Annotated in this window: 22 protein-coding genes and 2 pseudogenes; 17 read left to right on the forward strand and 7 right to left on the reverse strand. The window is 62.3% G+C overall.

Annotated elements, in window-relative coordinates:
• Positions 1-103: 103 nt before the first annotated feature.
• The gene (dnaK, locus tag ACVNHC_RS15595; protein WP_050473450.1) at positions 104-2,008 is read right to left on the reverse strand and encodes a molecular chaperone DnaK; all 1,905 of its coding nucleotides are present in this window, start codon (positions 2,006-2,008) and stop codon (positions 104-106) included.
• A gap of 352 nt (positions 2,009-2,360) precedes the next feature.
• Here dnaK and ACVNHC_RS15600 point away from each other — a divergent pair, with 352 nt between their 5' ends.
• Positions 2,361-3,017, forward strand: coding sequence for an alpha-ketoglutarate-dependent dioxygenase AlkB family protein (locus ACVNHC_RS15600; RefSeq protein WP_457167905.1), 657 nt, complete (start codon positions 2,361-2,363; stop codon positions 3,015-3,017).
• Positions 3,018-3,021: 4 nt separating this feature from the next.
• Here ACVNHC_RS15600 and ACVNHC_RS15605 read toward each other — a convergent pair whose 3' ends face one another.
• From ACVNHC_RS15605 to ACVNHC_RS15615, 3 genes are all read right to left on the reverse strand, one after another.
• On the reverse strand, positions 3,022-4,986 hold the full coding sequence (locus tag ACVNHC_RS15605; protein WP_457167907.1) for a MacB family efflux pump subunit: 1,965 nt from the start codon (positions 4,984-4,986) through the stop codon (positions 3,022-3,024).
• Between the two features lie 12 nt (positions 4,987-4,998).
• Positions 4,999-6,222, reverse strand: coding sequence for an efflux RND transporter periplasmic adaptor subunit (locus ACVNHC_RS15610; RefSeq protein WP_457167909.1), 1,224 nt, complete (start codon positions 6,220-6,222; stop codon positions 4,999-5,001).
• A gap of 63 nt (positions 6,223-6,285) precedes the next feature.
• A complete protein-coding gene (locus ACVNHC_RS15615; RefSeq protein WP_457167911.1) occupies positions 6,286-7,803 on the reverse strand; it encodes an efflux transporter outer membrane subunit in 1,518 nt (505 codons plus the stop codon).
• A 266-nt stretch (positions 7,804-8,069) separates the two neighbouring features.
• Between ACVNHC_RS15615 and ACVNHC_RS15620 the strand changes: the two genes are divergently transcribed.
• The 16 genes and pseudogenes from ACVNHC_RS15620 (at position 8,070) to ACVNHC_RS15695 (ending at position 20,399) form a co-directional block, all read left to right on the forward strand.
• Positions 8,070-8,645, forward strand: coding sequence for a TetR/AcrR family transcriptional regulator (locus ACVNHC_RS15620; protein ID WP_160318748.1), 576 nt, complete (start codon positions 8,070-8,072; stop codon positions 8,643-8,645).
• Between the two features lie 328 nt (positions 8,646-8,973).
• On the forward strand, positions 8,974-9,552 hold the full coding sequence (locus tag ACVNHC_RS15625; RefSeq protein WP_244274513.1) for an RNA polymerase sigma factor: 579 nt from the start codon (positions 8,974-8,976) through the stop codon (positions 9,550-9,552).
• 136 nt (positions 9,553-9,688) lie between these two features.
• Positions 9,689-10,118, forward strand: a pseudogene (locus ACVNHC_RS15630) (flagellin); the annotation flags it as partial.
• 47 nt (positions 10,119-10,165) lie between these two features.
• Positions 10,166-10,918 carry a flagellin gene (locus ACVNHC_RS15635; protein ID WP_457168257.1) on the forward strand — a complete coding sequence of 251 codons (753 nt, stop codon included), beginning with the start codon at positions 10,166-10,168 and terminating at the stop codon, positions 10,916-10,918.
• A gap of 98 nt (positions 10,919-11,016) precedes the next feature.
• Entirely contained in the window at positions 11,017-12,699 is a 1,683-nt protein-coding gene (gene fliD, locus ACVNHC_RS15640) for a flagellar filament capping protein FliD (protein ID WP_457167914.1), read from the forward strand.
• Between the two features lie 3 nt (positions 12,700-12,702).
• The gene (locus ACVNHC_RS15645) at positions 12,703-13,095 is read left to right on the forward strand and encodes a flagellar export chaperone FliS (protein WP_050473437.1); all 393 of its coding nucleotides are present in this window, start codon (positions 12,703-12,705) and stop codon (positions 13,093-13,095) included.
• A 118-nt stretch (positions 13,096-13,213) separates the two neighbouring features.
• A complete protein-coding gene (locus tag ACVNHC_RS15650) occupies positions 13,214-13,558 on the forward strand; it encodes a hypothetical protein (protein ID WP_186391552.1) in 345 nt (114 codons plus the stop codon).
• A gap of 507 nt (positions 13,559-14,065) precedes the next feature.
• A pseudogene (locus ACVNHC_RS15655) lies at positions 14,066-14,284 on the forward strand (flagellar hook capping FlgD N-terminal domain-containing protein); the annotation flags it as partial.
• Positions 14,285-14,296: 12 nt separating this feature from the next.
• Positions 14,297-14,731, forward strand: coding sequence for a flagellar hook assembly protein FlgD (locus ACVNHC_RS15660; RefSeq protein ID WP_244284592.1), 435 nt, complete (start codon positions 14,297-14,299; stop codon positions 14,729-14,731).
• Positions 14,732-14,746: 15 nt separating this feature from the next.
• Entirely contained in the window at positions 14,747-15,997 is a 1,251-nt protein-coding gene (gene flgE, locus ACVNHC_RS15665) for a flagellar hook protein FlgE (RefSeq protein ID WP_457167916.1), read from the forward strand.
• Entirely contained in the window at positions 15,997-16,272 is a 276-nt protein-coding gene (locus ACVNHC_RS15670; protein ID WP_457167918.1) for a hypothetical protein, read from the forward strand. The genes flgE and ACVNHC_RS15670 overlap by 1 nt, the downstream gene beginning before the upstream one ends.
• Before the next feature lie 16 nt (positions 16,273-16,288).
• Positions 16,289-16,744: a hypothetical protein gene (locus ACVNHC_RS15675; RefSeq protein ID WP_152967546.1), complete on the forward strand. Its 456-nt coding sequence runs from the start codon at positions 16,289-16,291 to the stop codon at positions 16,742-16,744.
• An 11-nt stretch (positions 16,745-16,755) separates the two neighbouring features.
• Positions 16,756-18,123, forward strand: a complete 1,368-nt coding sequence (gene flgK, locus ACVNHC_RS15680; RefSeq protein WP_058898265.1) for a flagellar hook-associated protein FlgK — start codon at positions 16,756-16,758, stop codon at positions 18,121-18,123.
• Between the two features lie 122 nt (positions 18,124-18,245).
• Positions 18,246-19,142 carry a flagellin gene (locus ACVNHC_RS15685; RefSeq protein WP_050473428.1) on the forward strand — a complete coding sequence of 299 codons (897 nt, stop codon included), beginning with the start codon at positions 18,246-18,248 and terminating at the stop codon, positions 19,140-19,142.
• Between the two features lie 88 nt (positions 19,143-19,230).
• A complete protein-coding gene (locus ACVNHC_RS15690; RefSeq protein ID WP_457167921.1) occupies positions 19,231-19,629 on the forward strand; it encodes a hypothetical protein in 399 nt (132 codons plus the stop codon).
• A 68-nt stretch (positions 19,630-19,697) separates the two neighbouring features.
• Complete coding sequence (locus ACVNHC_RS15695; protein ID WP_457167923.1) at positions 19,698-20,399, forward strand: helix-turn-helix domain-containing protein; 702 nt, start codon at positions 19,698-19,700, stop codon at positions 20,397-20,399.
• Positions 20,400-20,538: 139 nt separating this feature from the next.
• On the opposite strand, the gene ACVNHC_RS15700 is transcribed toward ACVNHC_RS15695, so the two are convergent.
• Genes ACVNHC_RS15700 through ACVNHC_RS15710 form a run of 3 tightly spaced genes read right to left on the reverse strand, consistent with a single transcriptional unit; the run spans position 20,539 to position 24,721 of the window.
• Complete coding sequence (locus tag ACVNHC_RS15700; protein ID WP_457167925.1) at positions 20,539-22,104, reverse strand: acyl-CoA dehydrogenase family protein; 1,566 nt, start codon at positions 22,102-22,104, stop codon at positions 20,539-20,541.
• A gap of 5 nt (positions 22,105-22,109) precedes the next feature.
• A complete protein-coding gene (locus ACVNHC_RS15705) occupies positions 22,110-22,871 on the reverse strand; it encodes an SDR family NAD(P)-dependent oxidoreductase (protein ID WP_457167927.1) in 762 nt (253 codons plus the stop codon).
• Positions 22,868-24,721 (reverse strand): feruloyl-CoA synthase, encoded by a 1,854-nt coding sequence (locus tag ACVNHC_RS15710; protein WP_457167929.1) that lies wholly within the window; start codon positions 24,719-24,721, stop codon positions 22,868-22,870. Before ACVNHC_RS15710 ends, ACVNHC_RS15705 begins: the two co-directional genes overlap by 4 nt.
• Between the last annotated feature and the right edge of the window lie 49 nt (positions 24,722-24,770).

Genomic DNA, 24,770 nt, shown 5'->3' on the forward strand with positions numbered 1-24,770 from the left:
TCGCAACCGCCAGCGGCCTGCCGGACAGGTCCGGTCGCCGCCAGCTGCCGCTGGAAAGCCGGCACGGCGCGGATCCATAAGGAAACTGCGCCGTGCCAGTGACTTACTTCTTGTCGTCCTTGACTTCCTCGAAGTCGGCGTCGACCACGTCGTCGTCCTGCGCGGAGGAAGCACCGGCGTCTTCGCCGCCTTCGGCTTCCGCCTGCGAGGCCTTGTACATGGCTTCACCCAGCTTCATGGAAACCTCGGCCAAAGCCTGGGTCTTGGACTGAATGTCCGCCACGTCTTCCGTGGTCAGAGCCGTCTTCAGGGCGGCAATCGCGCTTTCGATCGAAGCCTTGTCGTCCGCAGAGACCTTGTCGCCGTAGTCCTTGAGGGACTTCTCGGTGGAATGCATCAGGGATTCACCCTGGTTGCGGGCTTCCACCAGCTCGCGGCGCTTCTTGTCTTCGTCCGCATGGGCTTCGGCGTCCTTGACCATCTTCTCGATGTCGGCGTCGCTGAGGCCGCCGGAGGCCTGGATGCGGATCTGCTGCTCCTTGCCGGTGCCCTTGTCCTTGGCCGACACGTTGACGATGCCGTTGGCGTCGATGTCGAAGGCAACCTCGATCTGCGGCACGCCGCGCGGGGCGGGCGGCAGGCCGACGAGATCGAACTGGCCGAGCATCTTGTTGTCGGCCGCCATCTCGCGCTCGCCCTGGAACACCCGGATCGTCACTGCGGTCTGGTTGTCCTCGGCGGTGGAGAAGGTCTGGCTCTTCTTCGTCGGGATCGTGGTGTTGCGGTCGATCAGACGGGTGAACACGCCGCCGAGCGTCTCGATGCCGAGCGACAGCGGGGTCACGTCGAGCAGCAGCACGTCCTTGACGTCGCCCTGCAGCACGCCGGCCTGGATGGCAGCGCCCATGGCCACCACTTCGTCCGGATTCACGCCCTTGTGCGGCTCCTTGCCGAAGAAGGTCTTCACGACTTCCTGGATCTTCGGCATGCGGGTCATGCCGCCGACGAGAACCACTTCATCGATCTGACCGGCAACGAGGCCGGCATCCTTCAGGGCTGCCTTGCACGGCTCGATCGTGCGCTGGACCAGATCCTCGACGAGGCTCTCGAACTTGGCGCGCGTCAGCTTCATGGTCAGGTGCTTGGGACCGGACGCATCTGCCGTGATGAAGGGCAGGTTGATTTCGGTCTGCGACGAGGACGACAGCTCGATCTTGGCCTTTTCCGCAGCTTCCTTGAGGCGCTGCAGGGCCAGCTTGTCGTTCTTCAGGTCGATGCCCTGATCCTTCTTGAACTCGGCCGCGAGGTAATCGACCAGACGCATGTCGAAGTCTTCACCGCCGAGGAACGTGTCACCGTTCGTCGACTTCACTTCGAAGACGCCGTCGCCGATTTCCAGAACCGACACGTCGAAGGTGCCGCCGCCAAGGTCATAGACAGCGATGGTCTTGCCATCGTTCTTGTCGAGGCCATAGGCGAGCGCGGCCGCGGTCGGCTCGTTGATGATGCGCAGGACTTCGAGACCGGCGATCTTGCCCGCATCCTTGGTGGCCTGACGCTGGGCGTCGTTGAAATAGGCCGGAACGGTGATGACTGCCTGGGTCACGGTCTCGCCGAGATAGCTCTCGGCGGTTTCCTTCATCTTCTGCAGGATGAAGGCGGAAATCTGGGAGGGCGAGTATTTCTGCCCGTTGGCCGAAACCCACGCATCGCCATTGTCCGCCTTGACGATGTCATAGGGCACGAGGCCCTTGTCCTTCGCCACGGTCGGATCATCGAAGCGGCGGCCGATGAGGCGCTTCACTGCGAAGAGCGTGTTGGTGGGGTTGGTGACGGCCTGGCGCTTGGCCGGCTGGCCGACGAGGCGCTCATTGTCGTCCGAGAAGGCGACCATGGAGGGCGTGGTACGTGCGCCTTCCGAGTTCTCGATCACCTTTGCATCCTTGCCGTCCATGACGGCGACGCACGAATTCGTCGTGCCGAGGTCGATACCGATGACCTTTGCCATTTCTTCCTCTCTTTCTAGCAAACCGGAAAAACCCGTATCGGCGTCAATCCGGCTCCCTTTCACAATCAGTGATGCCGGCGCGCTTAAGGCCTGATGCTCCGCCATGGGAGCACTGGCCCAAGCCCCTTTTGATCCCTGAGGCCCTGATCACGAGTTTTGACCCTTGGCCTTGTCCGGGGCTGTCAGCAGGTTGTTCCGCCTGTCAGCACTGAGCTTGACCGCTATATAGGCGGGAGACAGGCTTGCTGCAAGGCGTCTGCCTGCCTGATCTTGCTGTGCAAAAGCCCTTATCAGCGCAAGGATCGCTACATGCCTTGCGGACTTGCGTTCTTTGGCTGCCGGAGACTGTGGAATGACTTTGGACAACGCTGCACCGGAAAGTGCCCGCAAGCGGCAAAGCCCGCTGCCGGAGGGGGTGCGTTTCCTGCCCGGCCATCTGGATCTATCCGCACAGGCAGATCTGGCGGAGCAACTGCGGGCCATCGTCGCCGAGGCGCCGCTGTTCGGTCCGGTGATGCCGAAAACCGGCAAGCCCTTTTCCGTGCGCATGAGCAATTGCGGCCCTTTGGGCTGGGTGTCGGACATTCGCGGCTACCGCTACCAGCCGCTGCATCCGGTGACGGGAAAGCCCTGGCCGCCCCTGCCGGATGTGCTGAAGGAGCTCTGGCATACGCTGGCCCCGGATGCCCCGGAGCCTGAAGCCTGCCTGATCAATTTCTATGACGAAACGGCCCGGATGGGCCTGCATCAGGACCGGGACGAGGAAACCTTCGAGGCGCCGGTTCTGTCCGTCTCGCTGGGCGATTCGGCCCTCTTCCGCATCGGCGGCCCCACCCGCAAGGACCCGACCCGCTCCTTCCGGCTGAATTCGGGCGATGTGCTGCTGCTGGAGGGCCCGTCCCGGCTTGCCTTTCACGGCATCGACCGGCTCTATCCGGGCACCTCCACCCTTCTGAAAAACGGCGGCCGCATCAACCTGACGCTCCGCCGTGTTACGAAGCCGGCTTGATCGCTCACAGCCTGCTCAGCGCCGCCACGGGGTCGAGGCGGGAGGCGTTGCGGGCGGGGAGGAAGCCGAAGACGATGCCGATCAGGGTTGAGATTCCGAAGGCATAGGCAATCGAGGCATTGGAGAAGATCAGCGAAAAGTCGCTGGTGAACAGCGGGAAGAGCGCGCCGAAACTCAGGGCCGTAGCGATGCCCGCCAGCCCGCCGATGATGCAGACGGTGACGGCCTCGATGAGGAACTGCTGCAGGATATCGGACCGCCGCGCCCCGACAGCCATGCGCACGCCGATTTCCGACACGCGCTCGGAGACGGTCACCAGCATGATGTTCATCACCCCGATGCCGCCGACAATCAGCGAGATCACCGCAATGGCGGCGATCAGCAGCGTCAGCGTCGCCGTGGTGCTGGTGATCGACTGGCGGATGTCATCGGTGTTGAGGATGAAAAAGTCCTTCATGCCATGGCGCTGGGTCAGGAAGGCGGTGACCATCTGCTCGGCCAGCTTCATGTCCACGTCGTCTTCTACCCGCACGGTGATGCTGCGCAGGGTGCTGGAGCCGGTCAGGCGCGCCTGCACGGTGGTATAGGGCAGATAGACCGACAGGTTCTGGCTGCCGCCGAAGCCGCCCTGCTGCGCCTGAGCCACGCCGACGATGCGGGCGGGCACGTTGTTGATCAGCAGAACCTTGCCGACAGCTCCGTCCGGTTCATTGGCAAACAGGGTCTTGCGGGTGTTCTCGTCGATGACGGCCACGGCATCGAGACTGTGCTCGCTGCGTGCATCGAAAAACTGGCCCGTGGCAATCTTGGTGCCCTTGGCATCGAAATAGGCGGAATTGACCCCGTTGACGAGGGCGGAGGCCTCCTTCGAGCCATAGCGCAGGGTGACGCTGGTCGAGACGGTCGGGGTCACGGCGCGCAGGTAGGGCTGCCTGGCGAGTTCCTTGGCGTCGGAAATCACCAGCGTCGTCACCTTGCCGGAGCGCGCATCGCCGAAGTCCTTGCCGGGGAAGATTTCCAGCGTGCTGGTGCCGAGGCTGGCGATGTTGGCCAGCACCTTCTCCCGTGTCCCGGCGCCAAGCGCCACGACACTCACCACGGAGGCAATGCCGATGATGATGCCGAGCATGGTCAGGAAGGTGCGCAGCTTGTGGGCCTTCATGGACAGCAGGGCCATCTGGAACGCCTCCCGGAAGCGGTCCGCCCAGGCTGTCAGTCCCCGGACCGAACGGTGCGGCGCCTCCTGCGGGCCGGCGGAAACGGCTGCCGCACCGGCCTGCTTGTCCTGCCTGTAATCGGCAACGATCTCGCCATCGCGGATCTCGATGGTGCGCTCGGCCAGTGCCGCCACATTGGCGTCATGGGTGACGATGATGACCGTCTTCCCCTCGGCATGCAGCTCACGCAGGATGTCCAGGACGTCCTGTCCGCTGCGGGAGTCCAGCGCTCCCGTCGGCTCGTCGGCGAGGATGATGTCGCCGCCGTTCATCAGGGCACGGGCGATGGAGACGCGCTGCTGCTGCCCGCCCGAAAGCTGCGGCGGGCGGTGCTCCATCCGGTCGCCAAGGCCCAGCCGCTCCAGAATATCCGCCGCCCGCTGCCGCCGGTCTGCCGGGGTCAGCCCGGCATAAACGGCAGGCACCTCCACATTGCCAAGCGCCGTCAGCTCGGCCAGCAGATTGTAGCGCTGGAAGATGAAGCCGAATTTTTCACGCCTCAGAGCCGCCAGATCATCGGGCTGAAGATCGGCTGTTTCACGCCCGTCAATGCGATAGCTGCCGCCGCTGGGGGTATCGAGGCAGCCGAGAATGTTCATCAAGGTCGACTTGCCCGAACCGGACTGGCCGATGATGGAGACGAACTCTCCCTTGCGGATCTCAAGGTCGATCCCCTTGAGAACTGCGACCACGCCGTCCCCGGCAGGAAAGGTGCGGGTGAGGCCCTTGAGGCTGATCAGAGGTTCCGGCATGATCTTCTGGCCTCACATTCCCATTGGCGGGCCGCCTGGGGTGAAGGTTGAGACGGCGCTGGCATCCAGCGTGCCCGTCACCACGCGTTCCCCTTCGGCAAGGCCGGATATGATCTCGACAGTGATCTTGTCATTGAGGCCCGTTTTCACCTGCCGCGTCTCAATGGTGCCGGTGCCGCCCATGACCTGAACGCTGTAGCTGCCATCCGCGTTGCGGGCACCCAGCGCGGTTGCCGGGATCACGGGCACGTTTTCCGCCTTGCCCAGCACGATGGTCACTTCTGCCGTCATGTAGGTGCGCAGCAGACCGTCTGGATTGGGTACGTTGAATATGCCGTTGTAATAGATGGCTTCCGTGCTGGTGGAACTGGACGAGGACGATGTGGATGAGCCGCTGACGGAACTGTCGCTGGTGATCGATTCCGGCGCGGGCTCGATGGACTCAAGATGCGCCTGATATTTCGTGTCCGGCGCGCCCAGAACGTTGAAATAGACTTCTGCCCCCGGCTTCACCTTCACCACGTCTGCTTCGGATATCTCGGCCCTGACCGTCATCACGTCCAATTGGCCCATGATGATGATCGTCGGGGCCGACTGCGTGGCATTCACGGTCTGGCCCTGCTGGTTGACGATGGCCAGAACCGTGCCGTCCATCGGCGCGGTGATGCGGGTGTAGCCAAGGTTTGCCTTGGCGGTTTCAACGGCCACCTGCGCCTCGATGATCTGCGCATCCAGCGCCTTGATCTGCGCCTCGATGGTTTTCACCTCCGAATCGGCCGTATCGAAATCCGCCCTGGAGGTGGCATTCTGTGCGAGGAGTTTCTGCTGGCGCTCCAGCGAGATGTTGGCAAGCCTGAGTGATGCCTCCTTCTCCACCCGCTGCGCTTCCACATTGGCCAGAGCTGCCTCCGAGGTGCGCAGGTTGTTGGTCTGGGTCGTGGCGTCGATCTCGGCAACGAGGTCACCGGCCTTCAATTCCTGTCCAAGGGACACCTTCAGCGAGGTGATGCGGCCAGAAGCCTGTGCGCCGACGGCCACAAGCTTCGCCGGCTTCAGAATGCCGGTCGCCAGCACGGTTTCCTCAATGGTGCCCTTGCGTACGGGGGCGGTCATGACCGTGGGCCCGGTATCTGCCTGCATGGAGGTACGGGCGTAGTAGATGCCGCCCGCAGCAGCGGCCAGCACGGCGGCCGTGAGGAGCCAGCGCGCCTTCTTCCTCGGTTTGGTTGCGTTCATCGTGAACACTGCTTTCATCACAGGGCAGGGCTGGAGCGCACATGGTTTGCGCCCGGCGCTGCATCAGTTGTCTTTTGCCAGCTTGCGCAGGTGCGGGCCCGTCCGGACGTCCACGACGGCTGGCGTTGCTGTGTCAACTGCACCGTCCCATCCCCCGCCAAGACTGCGGTTGAGACTGATATAGGCGGTCACGATCGCAAGCTGGCTCGTGATCAGGGTATCTTCGGCGCTGTAGAGCGAACGCTCCGCGTCGAGCACATCCAGGAAGCTGCTGGAACCGCCCTGGTACTGAGACCGGGCAATATCTGCGGCCTGCCGGTAGGCATTGGCCGCCGTGACAAGCTTGCCCGTGCGCTGGCGCTGCCGACTGAGGCTGACCAGTGCGTTTTCGACTTCCTCCAGCGCCTCCAGAACGCCCTTGCGGTAGGCCAGGAAGTTTGCATCGCGCTGGGCTCTGGCGACATCCACGGCGGCGGCCAGCGAACCGCCATTGAACAGGGGCACACTGAGGGTGGGGCCGAAGGACCAGCTGATGGAGGAATTCTTCGCCAGATCTCCGGTCTTGGCTGCTGAGGTGCTGATGTTGCCCGTCAGGCTGATGGCCGGATAGCGCGCAGCTTCCGCAGCGCCAATGGAGGCGGTGGCTTGCGCCAGCTTGCGCTCCAGCACCTTCAGGTCAGGCCGGGAGTTGAGAAGATCTGCGGGTACGCCCACGGGAAGCGGCAGCTTCGGCCGGGGAATAGGGCGGCTCTTGGTCATCACGCTGGCTAGAGAGGCAGGCTCCCCGCCCGTCAGCACACCCAGCCGGTGCAGGGATTCGGCATAGGATATCTGCAGGCTCGGGATATTCGCCTCGGTCGTCGAAGCCTGTCCGGTGGCGTTGGCAACATCCGCTGCCGATACGGCGCCGGCGTCGAACCTGGACTGTGTCAGCCGGACGGTTTCGGTCTGGGAGCTTGCGGTGCGCCGCGCCAGGGCAATGCGGGCCTGGTAGGCGCGGGCCTGCGCGTAATAGGTGGTGATGTCGCCTATGAGCGTAACCATCGTGGCACGCAGATCTTCCTCTGCAGCGTCCAGGCCATAACGCGAGGCTTCTGCAGTCCGGGCATTGGCGCCAAACAGGTCCACCTCCCAGCTGGCATCGACGCCGGCCTGGAAGAGATTGCTCATCTTCGGCGCGTCACCGGAGGAGCGGGAGCGGCTGGCGCTGCCGGAGCCATTGGCAGAGGGCAGAAGCCCGCCCGCATCCTTGGCATATGACGCCCGCGCTTCCCGCACCTTTGCCTTGGCCGTGGCGACATCAAGGTTCTGCCGGATCGCGGTTTCGACCAGCTCGTTCAGAACCGGATCGCCCAGGCGCTCCCACCAGCGCGCCAGTTCGGCCCGCTGGTTCTGATCCTTTCCGGCGGAATTGCTGTAGGCCCCGGACAAGGTCATCTGGGGGCTGGCGTAGTCCGGACCAACGGCACATCCCGCAAGGAGTGCAGAAACACTCAGAAGCAATGGGAGTGATATTTTGCGCCTTTTGTTTCTGTCTGGAAACAAAGAGGAAGATAATTTTAACGAAATCACGGAACGCATGGACAGGACCGCCGTGGTCGAATTAAGAAACGCAATGGTACCTAAATTTTCGACGATGCTTCGTCAATGGGACCAAGTGTCATTATTTGTAACATGGACGGAAAATGGTAAGGATGGGGAATGCTGCGCACCCTGATCTGCTATGCAATGGCAGCGTGACGGGGGAGCTTCCGGAACCTGCATCGCAACACTTGCCTGACGGGCTCCCGCCAGCCGTCCGCAAGCGTGGCCGCCCGCCAGGGGCACCCCGGAATGTGCAGGTGCAGATGATCGTGCGGGCCGCGGTGCCGCTGTTTTCTGCTCAAGGCTACGGCGGCACGACGATGGAGCAGGTCGCCAAGGCTTGCCGCATATCCAAGCGCACCGTCTATGAGCTGTTTCCCTCCAAGGCCAGCCTTTTTGCGGCCGTCGTCACCTCGCACCGTTTCTCGCTGCTTGCCCTGCCCGGCGACTACAGCCATCTGGCGCTGGAACAGGCGCTGGCCGCCATCGTCCGGCTGGACCTCGACGCAGAGAGCGATCTCGACCGGTTCAACTTCATGCACATGATGATGCATGAATTGCCGCGCAATCCGGACCTGAATCCCTTGATGCGCGAGCATGGCGGCCGTGCGGCCCAGGTGCTGCTGGCCAGTTGGCTGGAAGAGCGGGCCGCCGCCGGAGAACTGGCGGTTGAGGATCCGATGCTGACCGCCAAGATCTTCCTCGACATGGTTCTGGGCATCCTCAAGCCGCACGGCGGACAGGCGGAGCCTTTCCGCGACCACGCACTGCGAAAACAGCATCTGGCGCTCTGCATCCGGATTTTTTTGCAAGGTATAGGCCGGAAGGAAACCGCATGAGGGGCAATTCCTGCAGCCCGGCAGGCTTCCGCAAGTCCTTGGCGGGTCACCCATTTTTTGTTCTCGCCGGCATACCCGGCAAAAACTGCCGGGCAAATAGGCAAAAAATTCTCACTAAGTATTTGAAAAAATTGAGCTTTTGTATTTTTTCTGCGCCTGATCGGAAAGCCTGCCCCGTTATAGGCTGGAGCGCAGCATTCCTTGTTCGCGCATGACTGGTGCAGCCGAGGGTATGGGCATGGGCTTCGCAACACTTTCCCGGGCTGGGGTAGGGCCCGGAGATGCTGGACAGACGGCAGTGGCAACAGGCGCGCATGACAGGGATCCTTTGACGCGCCTGCAGGATGCGTCGGATGATGCACTGCTCCATGCCATCGGTCTCGGGAGCGATGAAGCTTTCCGCATTCTTGTGGAACGTCATGTCGACAAGGCTTACGCAGTCGCCATTCGCATCCTGCGCAATCCCACGGATGCCGAAGATGTGGTTCAGGATGCTTTCATGCAGGTCTGGACAAGGCGGGGGGAATGGCAGCCCGGCAAGGCGCGGTTCTCCACCTGGCTGTTCCGCGTTGTCACCAACCGCTGCATCGACCAGCTTCGCCGCCCGCGCACCGAGGCCATGGAAGCTGCGCCCGAGATTGCCGACCGTGCCACGGATCAGGTCCAGGCGATGATGCAGGAGGAAGCCGCATTCCTGTTGAGCGCGGCGATGGGGCAACTGCCCGATCCTCAGCGGATTGCCCTTGTCTTCTCCTATCACGAGAACCTGTCCAACGCCGAGATTGCGGAAATCATGGAAACGTCCGTCTTCGCCGTGGAGTCTCTTCTGAAGCGGGGACGTCAGAAATTGCGCCATCTTTTGCGTAATCGTGCCGGGGAGATCCTTGCCTCGTTTACAAATGATTAACGAAAAACTCTGAAGGCAGGCTCTTTCCTGCGCCTGAAATTGGCAGCTTCATTCGTTGAAATGGGCAGACGCAAGGACATGCGTCCGTACCGCGCCCGAATACTTGGCGTGGATTCAAGGATATCAGGAGTAGTCCATGCCCGTTATCACGACAAACACCGCTGCGAACACCGCTGTTCGCTATCTGAACTCCAACTCGGCCAGCCAGTCTGACTCTCTGGCCAAGCTGGCCAGCGGCTCGCGGATCACCAAGGCCTCCGATGACGCAGCGGGCCTGGCGATCTCCACCAAGATCAAGTCGGACGTTGCCGCTCTCGAGCAGGCCTCGACCAACGCCTCGCACGGCATCTCGATCCTGCAGACGGCTGATGGTGCCGCATCGAACGTCAGCGACATCCTGCAACGTATGAAGGTGCTGGCCTCGCAGTCCGCCTCCGGTACCGTGACCGATACCGAACGCGCCTACATCCAGGCCGAATTCGCCGAACTGCAGGACGAAATCGACGGCATCGCCTCGAGCACCCGTTACAACGGCCAGAGCCTGCTTGACGGCACCAGTGACTTCACCAAGGACATCGCAACGGCAGCAACCGCGGCGACTGCCACCACCACATTGACGGCCAGCATTGCCGGTGATGATGGCGATACGCTGAGTTTTGATCTCAAGGGCACGTCCATCGAGCTGACTGTTGGCGCCACCACCGCCGGCGAAATCACCATCGACGACCTGATCACCGCGATCAATGCTCAGACCAGCAAGACCGGCGTGACAGCTTCGGCGGATGCCGACACCGGCGCTCTGGTCCTGACGGACAAGACGAAGGGTGCAACCAGCACGATCTCCGTCTCGAACGTCACCGCCGGCGGCACAAACACCGGACTGACGGCGGCTGACCTGACGACCCTCGGCCTGACGGATGATGGTTCCGGCACATTTACGGCAACCGGCACCGCCGCAGTCGAAGCAGATACCAGCGGTTCCAAGATCATCGTCGGCTCGGATTCGTCGGACACCATCACGCTGAAGCTCAGCATCCTGACCAGTTCTGCCCTTGAGGTCGACACGCTCGACATCTCGACGCAGACCGGTGCGGAAGCGGCTCTGGACGCGCTGGATGCCGCCATCAACACGGTGTCGAATGCCCGCGCTGAAATGGGTGCGATCATGTCGCGCTTCGAGTTCCGCAGCTCGCAGATTGCCACCAGCATCGAGAACCTGGACGCAGCCCAGTCGGCCATCGCCGATGTGGACATCGCTTCCGAGCAGTCCAAGCTGTCGGCCACCTCCGTGATGGTGCAGGCCGCCGTTGCTGCCGCGTCCCAGGCCAACCAGATGCCGGAAAACCTGCTGAAGCTGCTGCAGTAACCGGCTTCACCTCAGGATGACAGGCAGCCCGCCCTGGAGGCGGGCTGCCTCAGACCCCGGCTTGCCCGCCAGGGGCAGCGCAGCAGAAGGCGGCAGTCATGGCAACGGTCTCAAGCACCACTTCGACCACAACAACCGCGTCGTCCTATACCTATTCGTCATCGACGGATATTGACTGGAGTGCGCTGGTCGAGGTTGCGGTTGCCGCAAAGACGGCTCCGGCTGACGCGATTGACGTGAAGATCGCTGCAAATGAAGTGAAGATTGCGGCCTATGAGGAGATGCAGAGCCTTCTGCAGGCCATCACCTCCGCGGCAGATGCGATGCGCGGCACGACCAATTCGATCGTCACGAAAGATGATGTCTTTTCCCTGCGTGAAGCCTATCTGACGTCGTCGAGCAGCAGTGTCACAGCCTCTTCTGCCGTTGTCGTTACTGCCGAGAATGGGGCGCAGACCGGCACCTATGATCTGCAGATCCTGCAGCTGGCGACCACGCAGAAAGTTGCCAGCAGCGACTTTTCAAGCCGCAGCAGCGATCTGGAGCTTTCAGGCACTTTCTCCATTGGCCTTGAAGGCATGGAAAGCGTCGAGATCACCGTCACCGAGGATATGTCGCTTTCCGAGATTGCGAGTGCAATCAATGCTGAGAGCGCGACGACCGGTGTCCAGGCCTCTGTCGTCAAGGTGACGGAAAGCACATACCGGCTGGTTCTATCCGGAACGGAGACGGGCAAGGAAATCTCGCTGGAAAGCATTTCGGGAGATGATATCGGCCAGGCTCTCGGGCTTACAGACAGTGACGGCGCCTTCGCCAGCGAGATTCAGGCCGCCAAGCAGGCGATTATCTCGCTCGACGGGATCGAGATCACCCGTTCGACAAACACGATTGACGATGTGCTGGATGGCATTTCCTTCACGATCTACCAGACGACGGGGTCTGATGCCACCATCTCGGTGGAGATCGCCAACGATCTGACCTCCATCAAGGACGCGATTGTCGCCCTGGTGGACGCCTACAATGCGTATCGCGAGTGGGCGCTGACCCAGCAGGCTGTGTCCTCCTCAGGCGGCGCCGCAGCCGATGCGACCCTGTTTGGCGACAGCACCCTGCGCAGTGCCAACAATGCCGTTGCCTCCGCACTGTCCACGATGATCGACAGTTCATCCATGGCGCTGCTCGGCCTCAGCTATGACACCTCGAATTATCTCGTCCTCAACGAGACGACGCTCAACTCGGTGCTGCTCAACGATCTGGAAGCTTTGGAAAACATTCTGATGTTCCAGTTCGAGTCGTCTTCGGAAGATCTCGTGCTGCTCAGCCGCAACAGCAGCATGCCCTCCGAACTGACACTGGATATCCAGGTCGACAGCGACGGCAACCTGACCGGCGTCAGCGTCAATGGTGACAGCAGCCTCTTCACGATCTCTGACACGCGTATCAAGGGGGCAGAAGGGACGATCTATGAAGGCATGACGCTGGTTTTTACCGGTTCCACCAGCCAGACCGTCACCATCCAGACTTCGTCTGGCATCGTCGAGAAGCTCTATAATTCAGTCGATCTCTATTCCAATTCATCCAGCGGTCTCGTGTCCGGGCTGATCGATAACCTGACAGAGAAGAACGAGGATTACAGCACCCGGGCGGCTGATATCCGGAGCCGGGCTGAAACCTACAGGACCAATCTGACCAATCGCTACGCCTCCTATCAGGCCGCGATTGAAAAGGCGAATTCCACACTTTTGTATCTTGAGGCCCTCCTCAACTCGGGAGACAACTAAAAAATGTCCTACGCCATGTCGCGCGCCATCTCCGCCTACCGCCAGGCAGCAACTGCGGTTTCTCCCATCGTTGCCGTCGTGATGCTTTACGATGAAGCCCTCAATGCCATCGTTCAGGCGCAGCATTTCCTCGAGCTCAAGGAATATGAAATGGGCCGTGCGCGCGTACAGCGCACTGTCGATATTCTGCGTGGCCTGCGCCAGAACCTTGATCTTGAGCAGGGGGGCACCGTGGGGCAGCAGCTCTGCGACACATATACGCGCAATATCTTCGCGTTGAACGCCACTCTTGGCAAACCCGACGCTGTCGAGCGGCTGCAGAAATTGTTCAACGGCCTTGTCGAACTTCGCAATGCCTTTGCTTCAATTCCCGGAATGCAGCCTCGAGGCTCGTAATTTTTATCTAGATAGAAACACTTCTGCGCAATCCGGCAAAATGCTGCTGCGGCAGCTTTGCTGGACAGTTTCCGCAAACCGCGTTAACGTATCTTCAGTTTTCCCAGAAGGCTGGATCATGACCTCGCCAAGCCAGAAGATGACCGAAGATGCTTTCCGCGATTGCCTTGACCGGTATGGCGAGGACATCCGTGACTGGCCATATCCGGAGGCGGCTGCCGGTCTTCTGGTGGAAAGCGCAGAGGCTCGCGGACGGCTTGAGGAAATGAAGCGCTTGCGGTCGCTGTTTGCGCTCGGTTCCCCCAGCGGAATCAAGGCCCCTGCCGGACTTGCGGCCCGGATCGCGGCAGCTGCAGCGCAGACCTGTTCTGACCGTCCCTCCGTGACGGCCGGGCATGGCAGCGAGAAGGGCAAGACATCCGGACCGGACAGGGTCTCTCCCCGCCAGGTCCGTTTCGCCTGACACAAGCGGTTTGCGTGCCGGCCGGACAGAGGACTGTCCGGGGTAACTTGTCGCTTTCTTTTCCAGATATTTCCAGATGCGTTTGCTGCGCCTTGTGCCAGATCCCGATGCGCTTGTCTCATCGGGATTTGGGCAAGCCCATGCAGTGTGGCCGGAAGAAACCGGAGCGGATGACCGGGCCGGCCGGCGCGCAACGGGCCGGCAGCTGACTTCCCTCCAAGCGGCTTGCAGGTTCTGGCGATTACCTGACGCGCGCCCGGCTGCGATCTTGTGCTGCGGCGTCAGTGCCGCGGCGTATCCGGGATGGCTTGAAACATACTCTTCGAGAGTTTGTATTACCCGGTAAATCTTGCCTATATCAAATATAGGCAAAATATTCCTAGTATTTATTTTCAAATACAGCGCCTGATTTCGATCTCACCTCCGTTTGAGAAGTGATCGGGGACGTTCTATGCATGTTTTCATGCAGGCACCGGTCGATGACGAGAAAAACATCGCGGGGCTGCCATGAGCATCTCAACTCTGAACAGTTATAGCTCTGCCAGTTCGACCACAACGTCGAGCAGCAGCTCCAGTAATTCTCTCGGACTTACGAGTGCCGATTTTCTTAGTCTGATGCTTCAGCAGCTTCAGAACCAGAATCCGCTCGATCCGACGGATACGGACACCTACCTGGACCGGATGGTGTCCTACGCCAGCTTCGACACGCAGACGGCAATCAGCGAGCAGCTGACTTCGTTGTCCGCAAACGTCGCCTCAGTGATTTCAAGCTCCGGTCTCGGCTACCTGGGTCAGACGGTCGAGGCCTATGGCAACACGAACACCCTGACCGACGGGTCGGCGACCTGGGGCTACACACTCGACGAGAGTGCGGAGAGCGTCACGATCTCGATCTACGACGAGAGCGGCACGAAGGTCTGGAGCGGCGAAGGCGGGACCGAAGCGGGTTCGCACAGCTTCACCTGGGACGGCACGACCACGAGCGGCACACAGCTCGAGGATGGCGGTGTCTACACGATCTCCATCACGGCCAAGGACTCCAGCGGCAGCGAGATCGACGGCACGACCACGGTCAAGGGCACGGTTACCGGTGTCGATACGAGCGGCACAAGCTCCGTCCTGAAGATCGGCGGAGCATCCGTTCTCGTCAGCAATGTCATCAGTATTGGTTGAGAGTGAGGTGACGTCATGAGCCTGATGGGTTCCCTGAATTCGGCAATCTCCGCGCTTGCGGCACAGAGCCAGGCGCTATCCAACATCTCCTCGAACCTGGCGAACTCCTCGACCACGGCCTACAAGGCGAGTTCGACGAGTTTCTCGAACCTGATCGCGGGCTCCAGCACCTCGACGAGCGGCGGCGTAACGGCCTCGACACGTGCGTCCGTTTCTGATCAGGGCCTGCTGACAGCGACAGGCAACAGCACGAACCTCGCCATCGACGGGAGCGGCTTCTTCGTCGTCTCCTCGTCGGTCACGGGCGGGCAGACCTACTACACCCGTAACGGTGAGTTCGAAGTCGACCAGAACGGCTATCTGGTCAACAACGGCTATTATCTGATGGGCTGGCAGACGGATGCTGATGGCAACATCATCGGCGGAACCAGTGAAGCCTCGCTCGTTCCGATCGATATCGACGCCATTCAGAGTTCGGTTGGAGCAACCACTGCGGTCGGCATTCAGGCGAACCTGCCTGCGGATGCAGTCACGGGAGACACCTTCTCCACCACGGTCGAAATCTATGACAGCCTGGGCTCCACGCACAACATGAGCGTGACCTGGACAAAGACCGGAGAAAACACCTGGGAGATGGCGTTCGACGATCCGACGCTGAACGGCACCACCAGCGGCACCGTGTCGACGGACGCAATCGAGATTACCTTCAACAGTGATGGCACGCTCGCCTCTACGAACCCGTCCCCGGCCACGCTTTCCGTGACCGGTTGGACGACGGGGGCCGCCGACACCGAGGTCACTCTGGATCTCGGGACCTCCGGTCTCGCCAATGGCCTGACGCAATATGCCTCCGGTTCCAGCGATCCCTACCTCAAGCTCGACAAGATCACGAATGACGGGCTGCCCTATGGTTCGCTGACAGGCGTTTCGATCACCTCGGACGGATCCGTGATTGCGTCCTATGACAATGGTGACGAGCGCACGATCTACAAGATCCCGGTCGCGACCTTCACCAACTCGAACGGGCTGACGCTCAACAGCGACGGCATGTATTCCCGGTCACCGACATCGGGCAACAGCACGTTGCAGATTGCGGGGACGAGTGGAGCGGGGTCCATCAACGGCGGCTATCTTGAAGCGAGCACGACGGATACCAGCACCGAGTTCAGCCGCATGCTGACCGCGCAGCAGGCCTATTCTGCGGCCTCCCAGATCATCTCGACCTCCAACAGCATGTTCGACTCGCTGCTGCAGGCCGTCCGCTGATGACTGACACGCCCGGACAGGATGACGGTCAGCGCCTGTTCGGCCAGCTCCGCCGCCTTCAGGCCGAAGCGGAAGCAGCCGCCGCCGCTCTGGAAGCGGGAGACAGCCACGCAAGGCTGAATGCCCTCGTGCTGCAGGACGAGCTGAAACGTCTGCTCGAGCAGCTCAAAGCGGGCCAGGACGCCGCCGCCAGCGAGTTGTCCCGGCTCACCCAGGCCAGTTCATCGGCATCGGCCTACATGCGCTGCGGCGCGGCCATGGCCAGATCAAGATAATTCTCAGGAGGTTCAGGTGTCAGCTATGAAAGAAGGAATTGCCCCCGAGGCGGCTGTCCGGCGGATGCTGGACCTGACGGAGGAACTGATCAGCCGGACCTCAGCAGAAAATGCAGGGCTTGCCGGGGGACTTCCTGTTTCTCTGGAAGACACCGGTATCAGCAAGCAGGAGCTTGCAGTCGAGTTCGAGCGCTGGTTCCGTGCCGTCAGCACGCAGCAGGTCATCCTGCACGGCGCGTCCGCCGAACTCTCGGCACGGCTCATGCAGCGCATCAGTGATCTGGAGCCTCTCCTGGAGGAAAACACCCGGCTGTTGCAGCGGGCTCTTGCGGTCAGCCGCCGCCGGGTGGATGCGATCATGCGCGCCATCTGCGAAGAGCAGCTGCAGCCCATCGCCTATGGCAGCCGCGGCCGGTATCAGCAGCGCCGTGGAAACATGCCGCTTTCGATCCACCAGCCACGGGAAATCTGACGGAGGCCGCAATGACGACGCTATCCGCAGCAGGCAAGATCGCATCCAGCGCACTGGCCGCAGCCCAGGTGCAGATAGCCGTCACCTCCAGCAACATTGCCAATGCTGACACGGATGGCTACACCCGCAAGACCGTCTCGACCAGCACCACATCAAGTGGCGGGGTCACGGTTTCCGCGGCCAGTTCGGCGGTTGACCGTTTTCTGTTGGCAGACCTGTCCGCAGCAACCTCAGCCGCGGGCGGGGCGTCCGTGACGGCCGACTATATGGACCGTCTGCAATCGGCACTGGGCAACACGTCATCCAGTTCGGATACGGGCACGTCGCTCTCCAATCAGATCTCAAACCTTGAGAGCGCGCTGTCCTCGTTGACGGATACTCCCGAGAGTTCGACGCTGTCTGCGGCTGTGGTGTCATCGCTGGACGAACTGGCCAGCCAGATCCGCAGCCTCAGTTCCAGCGTTCAGGAACTGCGAACATCCGCGGACCAGCAGATCGCGGCGTCCGTCTCCGCCGCAAATGATGCCATAACCACAATCAACGAGCTCAACAAAGCGATTGCCACGGCGAAATCCCAGGGAGCGTCGACTTCCGATCTGGAAGACAAGCGCAATCAGGCGCTGATCGAGCTCTCGCAATATCTGGAGGTGACCAGTTTCACGTCCAGCGACGGGACGCTGAAGGTCTATACCAAGCAGGGCCAGGTCCTTGTGGATGGTTCTGCGCATCTGCTGGAGTTCACGGCCTCCTCGTCCGTGGGGGCAAGTGTTTCCTATGACGGATCGGGCTCCGGTCTGTCGGGGATTTCGGTCGATGGCAAGGACATCACCAGTCAGCTCTCGGAAGGGGCACTTGGCGCGCTGATCACCTTGCGCGACGAGACCCTGACTGATGCCCAGGACATGCTTGACGAACTGGCCGGAGCGCTGATTTCCTCGCTCAACAGCGCCTATCCGGACCTTTTGTCAGGAACGGATGGTTCCACCATTTCGGTCAACGCAAGCCTTCTGGCAGATCCGGGGTCACTGGCGGACAAATCCGGGTCAAGCGAGACGGCGGAAGCCCTGCTGGATGCCCTGACCGGAGGGGGCAGTTTTGGTGCGACCAGCCGCATCGGTGCGGGCGACTATGACTTCACCAGCTATGCCAACCGCATTCTGTCTGTCGTGGTTTCAGATGCGACGACGGCCCAGACGCGCCTGTCGGCAGCGACCGCCACCCTGACGCAAATTTCGGACACGATGTCTTCGCTCTACGGCGTGAACATTGATGAAGAAACGGCACGGGCCTCGGAACTGGAGCAGCTGTATTCCGCGGCCGCCCAGATCCTGACGGTGCTCAAGCAGATGTATGAAGACCTTCTGGCTGCAGTGAAGTGATCACGGTCAGACCGAGGCAATTTTGTCTTATCGAGAGCCGGCCGTGTCAGGGCGAAGTGCAGTAGTTTCGAGGCGTGATGTGTCAGTCTATCAGCGTCTTGGTGTAACAAGGGAGTTTGGTAATGGTCGGACGCGTTGCGACATTCGCACATTCGAGCAAGCTTCTCTCCCTTGCCATGCAGACCCAGTCCCGGCTGGCTGAAAAGCAGGTCCAGGAAGCGTCGGGGCTGATCTCCTCCACCTATGGCGGGCTTGGAGCCGATGCCGGGTCAGTGGTCAATCTTGAGGTTTCCCTGACCCGTGCGCAGAGCTATCTGTCTTCTGCCCAGACGGCCCTGTCCCGCGTGGAAATGATGTATTCAGCCGTTGGCGGCATCAGCGACATTCTGACAAGCATCAGAAGCTCGGTGAACGGCGTCATCACGGAAGATCAGCTCAGCGATCTCCAGGCCCTCGCCGCAAGTTATCTCGAAGATATATCCAGCCTGCTGAACACCCGGTATGAAGGCCGCTATCTCTTTGGCGGAGGCATGACATCGTCGGCTCCCGTCGATACAGGCTCCTATGTGGTGACGGACCTGGACACTGCGGATACCAGCTACTACAGCGGTGACAGCGTCATCCAGAGCGTTCGCATCTCGGCAGACCGTGAGCTTTCCTATGGTGTGACGGGGGACAATGCCGCTTTCGAGGAAACTCTGCGCGTGCTGTCCTATCTGGCCAATGCGGCAGACCTCACTGTTGCCGGTCTGCCCGAGATTTCCGAGGCCCTTGTCTCCGCCCAGGACAAGGTCATCGCTGTCCAGAGCACGCTCTCCATCAAGGCGGCTTCGCTGGAGACGGCCATCGCCCGGGAAGAGGACTACATCACGGCAATCAGCGAGACGATCAACAGCAAGAAATCGGTCGATGTGGTTGCCCTTGCCGCCGAGATTTCCACCATGGAGACCCAGCTGCAGGCGAGCTATTCGATCATTGGCAAGCTTTCGAACTTCTCGCTGCTGGATTACCTGCGCTGATGCGCCGCTGGCCATTGCTGGCCGTCAGCGCGGGGCATGATTGAACGGGTGCCGCTTTGGCATTAGATATGGGGTCTGGAGATCCCTGATGCACCAAGGACGGCAACACACGGCGAACCTGCTGCGCATTCTTTGCGCCATGGGTTTTCTGTTGCTTGGCTTTGCCCATCAGCCGCCTGCCTTTGCCCTTTCCGCCAGCCAGCTGGAGGAACTGGAAGCGTTCCGCCTGCCGGATGGCAGCCTGCCGGTGCTGTGTCTCACCCCCACCGGAAGAGATGGCACGCCGCATCATTCCGGCTCCGAAGGGTGCGAGGCCTGCCGTCTCTCGGCCTCCGTGGTTCTGCCCGCGCCTGCGCTGGGCACCGGCGAGGCCCTGTCCTTCGCACAACAGGGCAGCTGGGTTCTCTATCTGCCGCAGGTGCCTGCCGCTGGCGTGCCGCCGGGCAGCCGCGGCTCCAGGGCACCCCCTGCAAACATCCTGATCTAAACCGGCCGGGCCTTTCCGGCCTGTCCCTGTTCCGCCAGCCCCGCTGGCGCCAGACCGGATGTCTTCAGATGGAAATGCTCTCCCCGCGCCGCGGCACGCAAACTGCCGTTCCGATTGATTTTCTCATTGATCCGCTGATGAGCGAGAATGGCCGGAAGATCGCCACGGTTGCCGCCCGTGCCAGCATCTTCCTGCCCGGCGTTAATCGCAGCGAAACCTTCCGCATCCTTGAGGGCTGCATCGCGCTTTATCAGCGCCTGCCCGATGGGCGGCGGCAGATCCTCGATGTGCTGGGGCCGGGCAAAATGTTCGGGCGCGGCCTCTCGGATGTGCAGCAATGCGGCGCCGAAGCCATGGCGCCAACCAGGCTGGAACTGGTGGCCGCAGGCCAGCGGCGCATGGAGGGCGAGTTGAACGCCGCCATCCGCCTGCTGCTGCGCCGGGCGCAGGCCCATGCCATGCTGCTGGGGCGCAAGACGGCAACGGAAAAGGTCGCCTCGGCGCTGGTGGACCTGTGCCGCCAGTTCGCCAAGGTGGGAGAGGAAGCCGCCGTGCTGCGCTTTCCCATGTACCTGACGCGGCAGGATCTGGCCGACTGGCTGGGGCTGACGCTGGAAACCGTCAGCCGCTGCATCAGCCGCCTGCGCCGCGATGGCTATATTTCGCTGAATGTGCAGGGCGATGTGGCCGTGCATGACCTGCCCGCGCTGAGGGCGCTGGCCATGGGCACTGTTCCGCCGCAAGCCGCGTTCAGCGTTGCGGCGGAGTAATACCAATGCTCGATAAGCTTGACTTGTCGAGCATTGGTCAAGCCCGTGCGGCGCTTGAGCCTTTTCAAGGCGTGATGCGTCAGCATCGAAAGCCTTGGCATAAACGAACTGGAACCCGGCGCCATGCTTCCGGCTGGTATCAGTCCAGCCGGAGCGCCATCCATGTGGTGACGGCTGCCCAGGCGCAGCGCATGTAGTCCTCGGCCCGGTAAAGCGCCGCCTCCGGCTCACCCTGCAGAGCGTTCAGCTCCGCCGCCATGGCGAGGAAGGCAGCAAGGGCAGCTTCAGCCGCTGATGCCTCCGCCGGACGGTCTGCCGAAGCGGCGGCAATGCCTTCGCGCATCAGCCGCTCGAATACGGCAAGGCCCCGGCCCTGATCGCGCCACAGGCGGCGGGTCAGGAAATCGATGGCCTGAATGCCGGTGGTGCCCTCGTAGATGGTCATCACCCGGCTGTCGCGCAGGTGCTGCTCGACCGGCCATTCCTTGGTATAGCCCGCAGCCCCCATCACCTGAATGGCCCGGTTGGACACGTCAAAGCCCGCTTGCGCGCCGAAAGTCTTGATCATCGGCAGCATGAAGGCGCTGAAATCGCGCATGTCTGCCCGCAGCTTTTCATCCGGCGACAGACGGGCAAGGTCCATCCGGGCCGCGCTTTCCAGAATGGCAGCTCGGGTGACCTCCGTCTGACGGCGCAGAAGCGAAAGCTGTCGGCGGACATCGGGATGCTGCGCGATCGGCACGGGCGGCCGGTCTGCCGGTCCACCCTGCTTGCGGTCCTGCGCGTAGGTCTCGGCAATATCGGCGGAGGCGGAGGCAAGGCCGAGGCCCTGGCAGCCGGTCTGCAGGCGCATCAGTTCGATCATGTGGAACAGGGCATGGAGCCCGCGTCCCTCCTCGCCCAGCAGCCAGCCGCGCGCGCCATCAAAGCCTAGGATACAGGTGGGCGAGCCGTGCAGGCCCATCTTCTCCTCGATCCGCTGCACGGTGATGCCGTTGGCCTTGCCGTCCATCCGGTCGGGCACGAGGAAGAGGCTGAGCCCGGCAGTGCCCGCCGTCTTGCCGGTGCGGGCAAGCAGGCAATGGCCGATGCGCGCGGCAAGGTCGTGATCGCCGAAGGAAATCCAGCTCTTGACGCCGTTGACCTGCCACAGGCTATCACTGCCTTGAGCCGCCGTAGTGCGGATGCGGCCCACGTCGGACCCGGCATCAGGCTCGGAAATGCAGATCGTGGCGGTCCATTCACCGGCCAGAAGCTGGGAAATCCATTCCTCCGCCAGCGCCGGTTCGGCAACAGCGGCGAGCAGATGGCAGGCGGCACGGGAGGAGCCGGCCGCCATCATCATGGAGACGCAGCCGCGCTCGAACAGGGGCAGGCAGGCGGCCTGAAGCGTCAGCGGCAGGCCCTGTCCACCATGGGCTTCCGGTAGGTCCATGCCGAGCCATCCGGCCTCCGCATAGCGGCGGTAGGCCTGCGCAAAGCCGGCTGGTGTCTTCACCCGGCCCTCGACGATGCGGCAGCCATGCCGGTCGGAAACCGCGTTCAGCGGGGCAAGTTCGGTGGCAGCGAAGGCGGCAGCCTCCCGCAGGACCGCCTCCACCGTTTCGCTGTCATAATCGGGCAGGAGCGCCTGAACGGCCTGCCAGCCGGGGGTTGCCTGCAACAGTCTGGCGGTGCGGTCCGCCTGCGCGCGAAAGCCTTCCATGGCGGTCAGCGCGGCTGCATGCGCAGGGCACCATCCAGCCGGATGACCTCGCCATTGACGTAAGGATTGGCCACGAGATAGCGCACCGTATCGGCAAACTCCTCCGGCGTGCCCAGACGCGCAGGGCCGGGGATGGCGGCGGCGAGGCTGTCCTGTGCCTCCTGCGGCAGGCCCGCGAGCAAGGGCGTGCGGAACAGGCCCGGCGCGATGGTGTTGACGCGGATGCCGAAACGGGCCAGCTCGCGCGCCGCAGGCAGGGCCATGGAGACGATCCCGCCCTTGGAGGCCGAATACGCGATCTGGCCAATCTGGCCCTCGAAAGCGGCCACCGAGGCGGTGTTGACGATCACGCCCCGGCCCAGCCCCTCAAGCTCCGCCGTTTCGGCGATGCGGGCTGCGGCAAGGCGCATCATGTTGAAGGTGCCGACCAGATTGACGCGGATCACCCGCTCGAAGGCATCGAGCGGCATCGGCCCGTCGCGGCCCAGAAGCCGGGCGGCGGTGCCGATCCCGGCGCAATTGACGAGAATGCGCAGGCCAGTTCCGGCAGTGGCTGCCGTATCGAGCGCGGCGCTGGCGTCGGTTTCGCTGGTCACGTCCCCGGCGACGGCAACGCCGCCAATCTCTGCGGCCACGCGCTCAGCACCCGCTGCGTCCCGGTCGAACACATGCACGATGGCCCCTTCTGCGGCCAGCAGCCGGGCTGTTGCCTCGCCCAGCCCCGAGCCGCCACCGGTGACGAGTGCGCTGGAACCTGAAATCTTCATGCTGCTGCCTCTTCCCTTGCCAGAATGACGTCCGCGCCGCCTGCATAAAGCGCTGCGATCTGCTCGTGCCGGTGACTGCGCAGGGCGCGCTGGTTGAGCGAGCCCTTTTCGGTGATCTCGCCCTTGTCGAGGCGCGGCGGGTCCATCAGCACCGCAAGGCGCATGACGCGGCTGGCCGAGCCCGTCGCCTGCTTCTGGTGCCGGTAGAGCCGGGCAGCGAGCGCTGCCTGCACCGCCGGGTGCGTCTGAACGGCGGCTTCATCAAGGGCGTCGCCGCCGTCGATCAGCTTGCGTGCCGCAGGCAGGGAGAGCAGCACCAGGGCGCCGAGTTCTGCCTCGTTCTCGCCGGTGATCACCGCATCGCGGATCAAGCCGGCGAACTGATCGACCAGTTGCGCCCGCAAGGGGCCGACAGCCACCCAGGTGCCGGTCTGCAGCTTGAAGTTCTCGGCAATGCGCCCGTCGAAGAAGAAGCCACGGGTGGGATCGCCTTCCTCGGCGAACTTCAGCGCGTCACCGATGCGATAGAAACCTTCCTCGTCAAAGGCCGCTGCCGTCAGCTCGGGGTTGCGCCAGTAGCCGGGGGTGACGTTCGGGCCCTTCAGCCGCAACTCGTATTTGTCCTCCACCGGGATCAGCTTCATGGTGATGCCCTGCGCCGGGATGCCGACATTGCCGGCCTTTTCCTCCTGCGTGGTGCAGAAGAGCGAGAAGGGGCTTGTTTCCGTGGCGCCAAGGCCGGTGCTCAGCAGCACGCTATGGCCGAGAATGCCTTGCGAGATTTCGCGCAAGGAATCCCATGTGTGCTGCGCCATTCCGGCGCCCGCATACATCATCAGCTTCAGGTTCTTGAAGAAGTTCCGCGCCAGCTCCGGATCGGCCTCGAAGGCATGCACCAGCATCTCGTAACCGGCGGGCACATTGAAATACCAGGTCGGGGAGACGTCCTTGAGATTGCGCAGCGTCTCGCCGATGTGCTGGGGCGAGGGGCGGCCGTTGTCGATGTAGAAGGTGCCGCCGTTGTAGAGCGCCATATTGAAGATCTTGCTGCCCGCCGCCACGTGGTTCCACGGCGCCCAGTCAACGATGACCGGCGGCTCGTCCTTCAGGAACTGGTAGCAGTCGCGGATCATCTCCTGATTGGAGCACAGCATCCGCTGGGTCTGGATCACCGCCTTGGGCGAGCCTGTCGTGCCGGAGGTGAAGAGGAACTTCGCCACCGTATCCGGCCCCACCGCATCGAATGCGGCATCAACCGCTGCCGTGGCTTCTGTCTTCAGCAGGTCTTCGAAAAGGAAGCTGTTGGGCCGGTCTGCGGGCAGATTGCGGGCGGCGACCAGCACGCATTCGGTGCCGAAAGCCGCATCGACCGCTGCCCGGAAGCGCATGCCGTCTTCCACGAAGGCAAGGCCCGGCGTGATCTGCTGCGCGATTTCGGTCAGCTTGCCGAAGTCGGTGGCCAGCGTCACGTAATTGGGGGAGATGGCTGCCGAAGGTATGCCCACATGCTGGGCGCTGAGCGCCATCAACGCATGTTCGAGCGAGTTTTCGGCGAGGATCGCAACAGGCCGGTCAACGGAAAGCCCGTGGTCGAGAAAGGCCTGCGCAAGGCTGCGCACCTGGGTGAGGGCCTGTGCGTAGGAAATGCGCTTCCAGCCGTCGCCTTCGCGGGCCGCCATCCAGGTGCGGTCCGGGGCTGCTTGCGCCCAGTGAACAAGCCGTTCGTTGATCTTGCTGGCATAGGCCCCCAGCGCGTCCTCGCGCCAGATGACGATCGAGCCGTCGGCCCGGGTTTCCCATGCAAGTTCCGGCGTCCAGAATTCCTTCCGGACCATAGCTCCTGCGGTCATGACTCCTCCCAGACGTCAATCACGTGAACAAACTTTTTAGGCCGGATGG

The organism is Pannonibacter sp. Q-1, assembly GCF_054073275.1.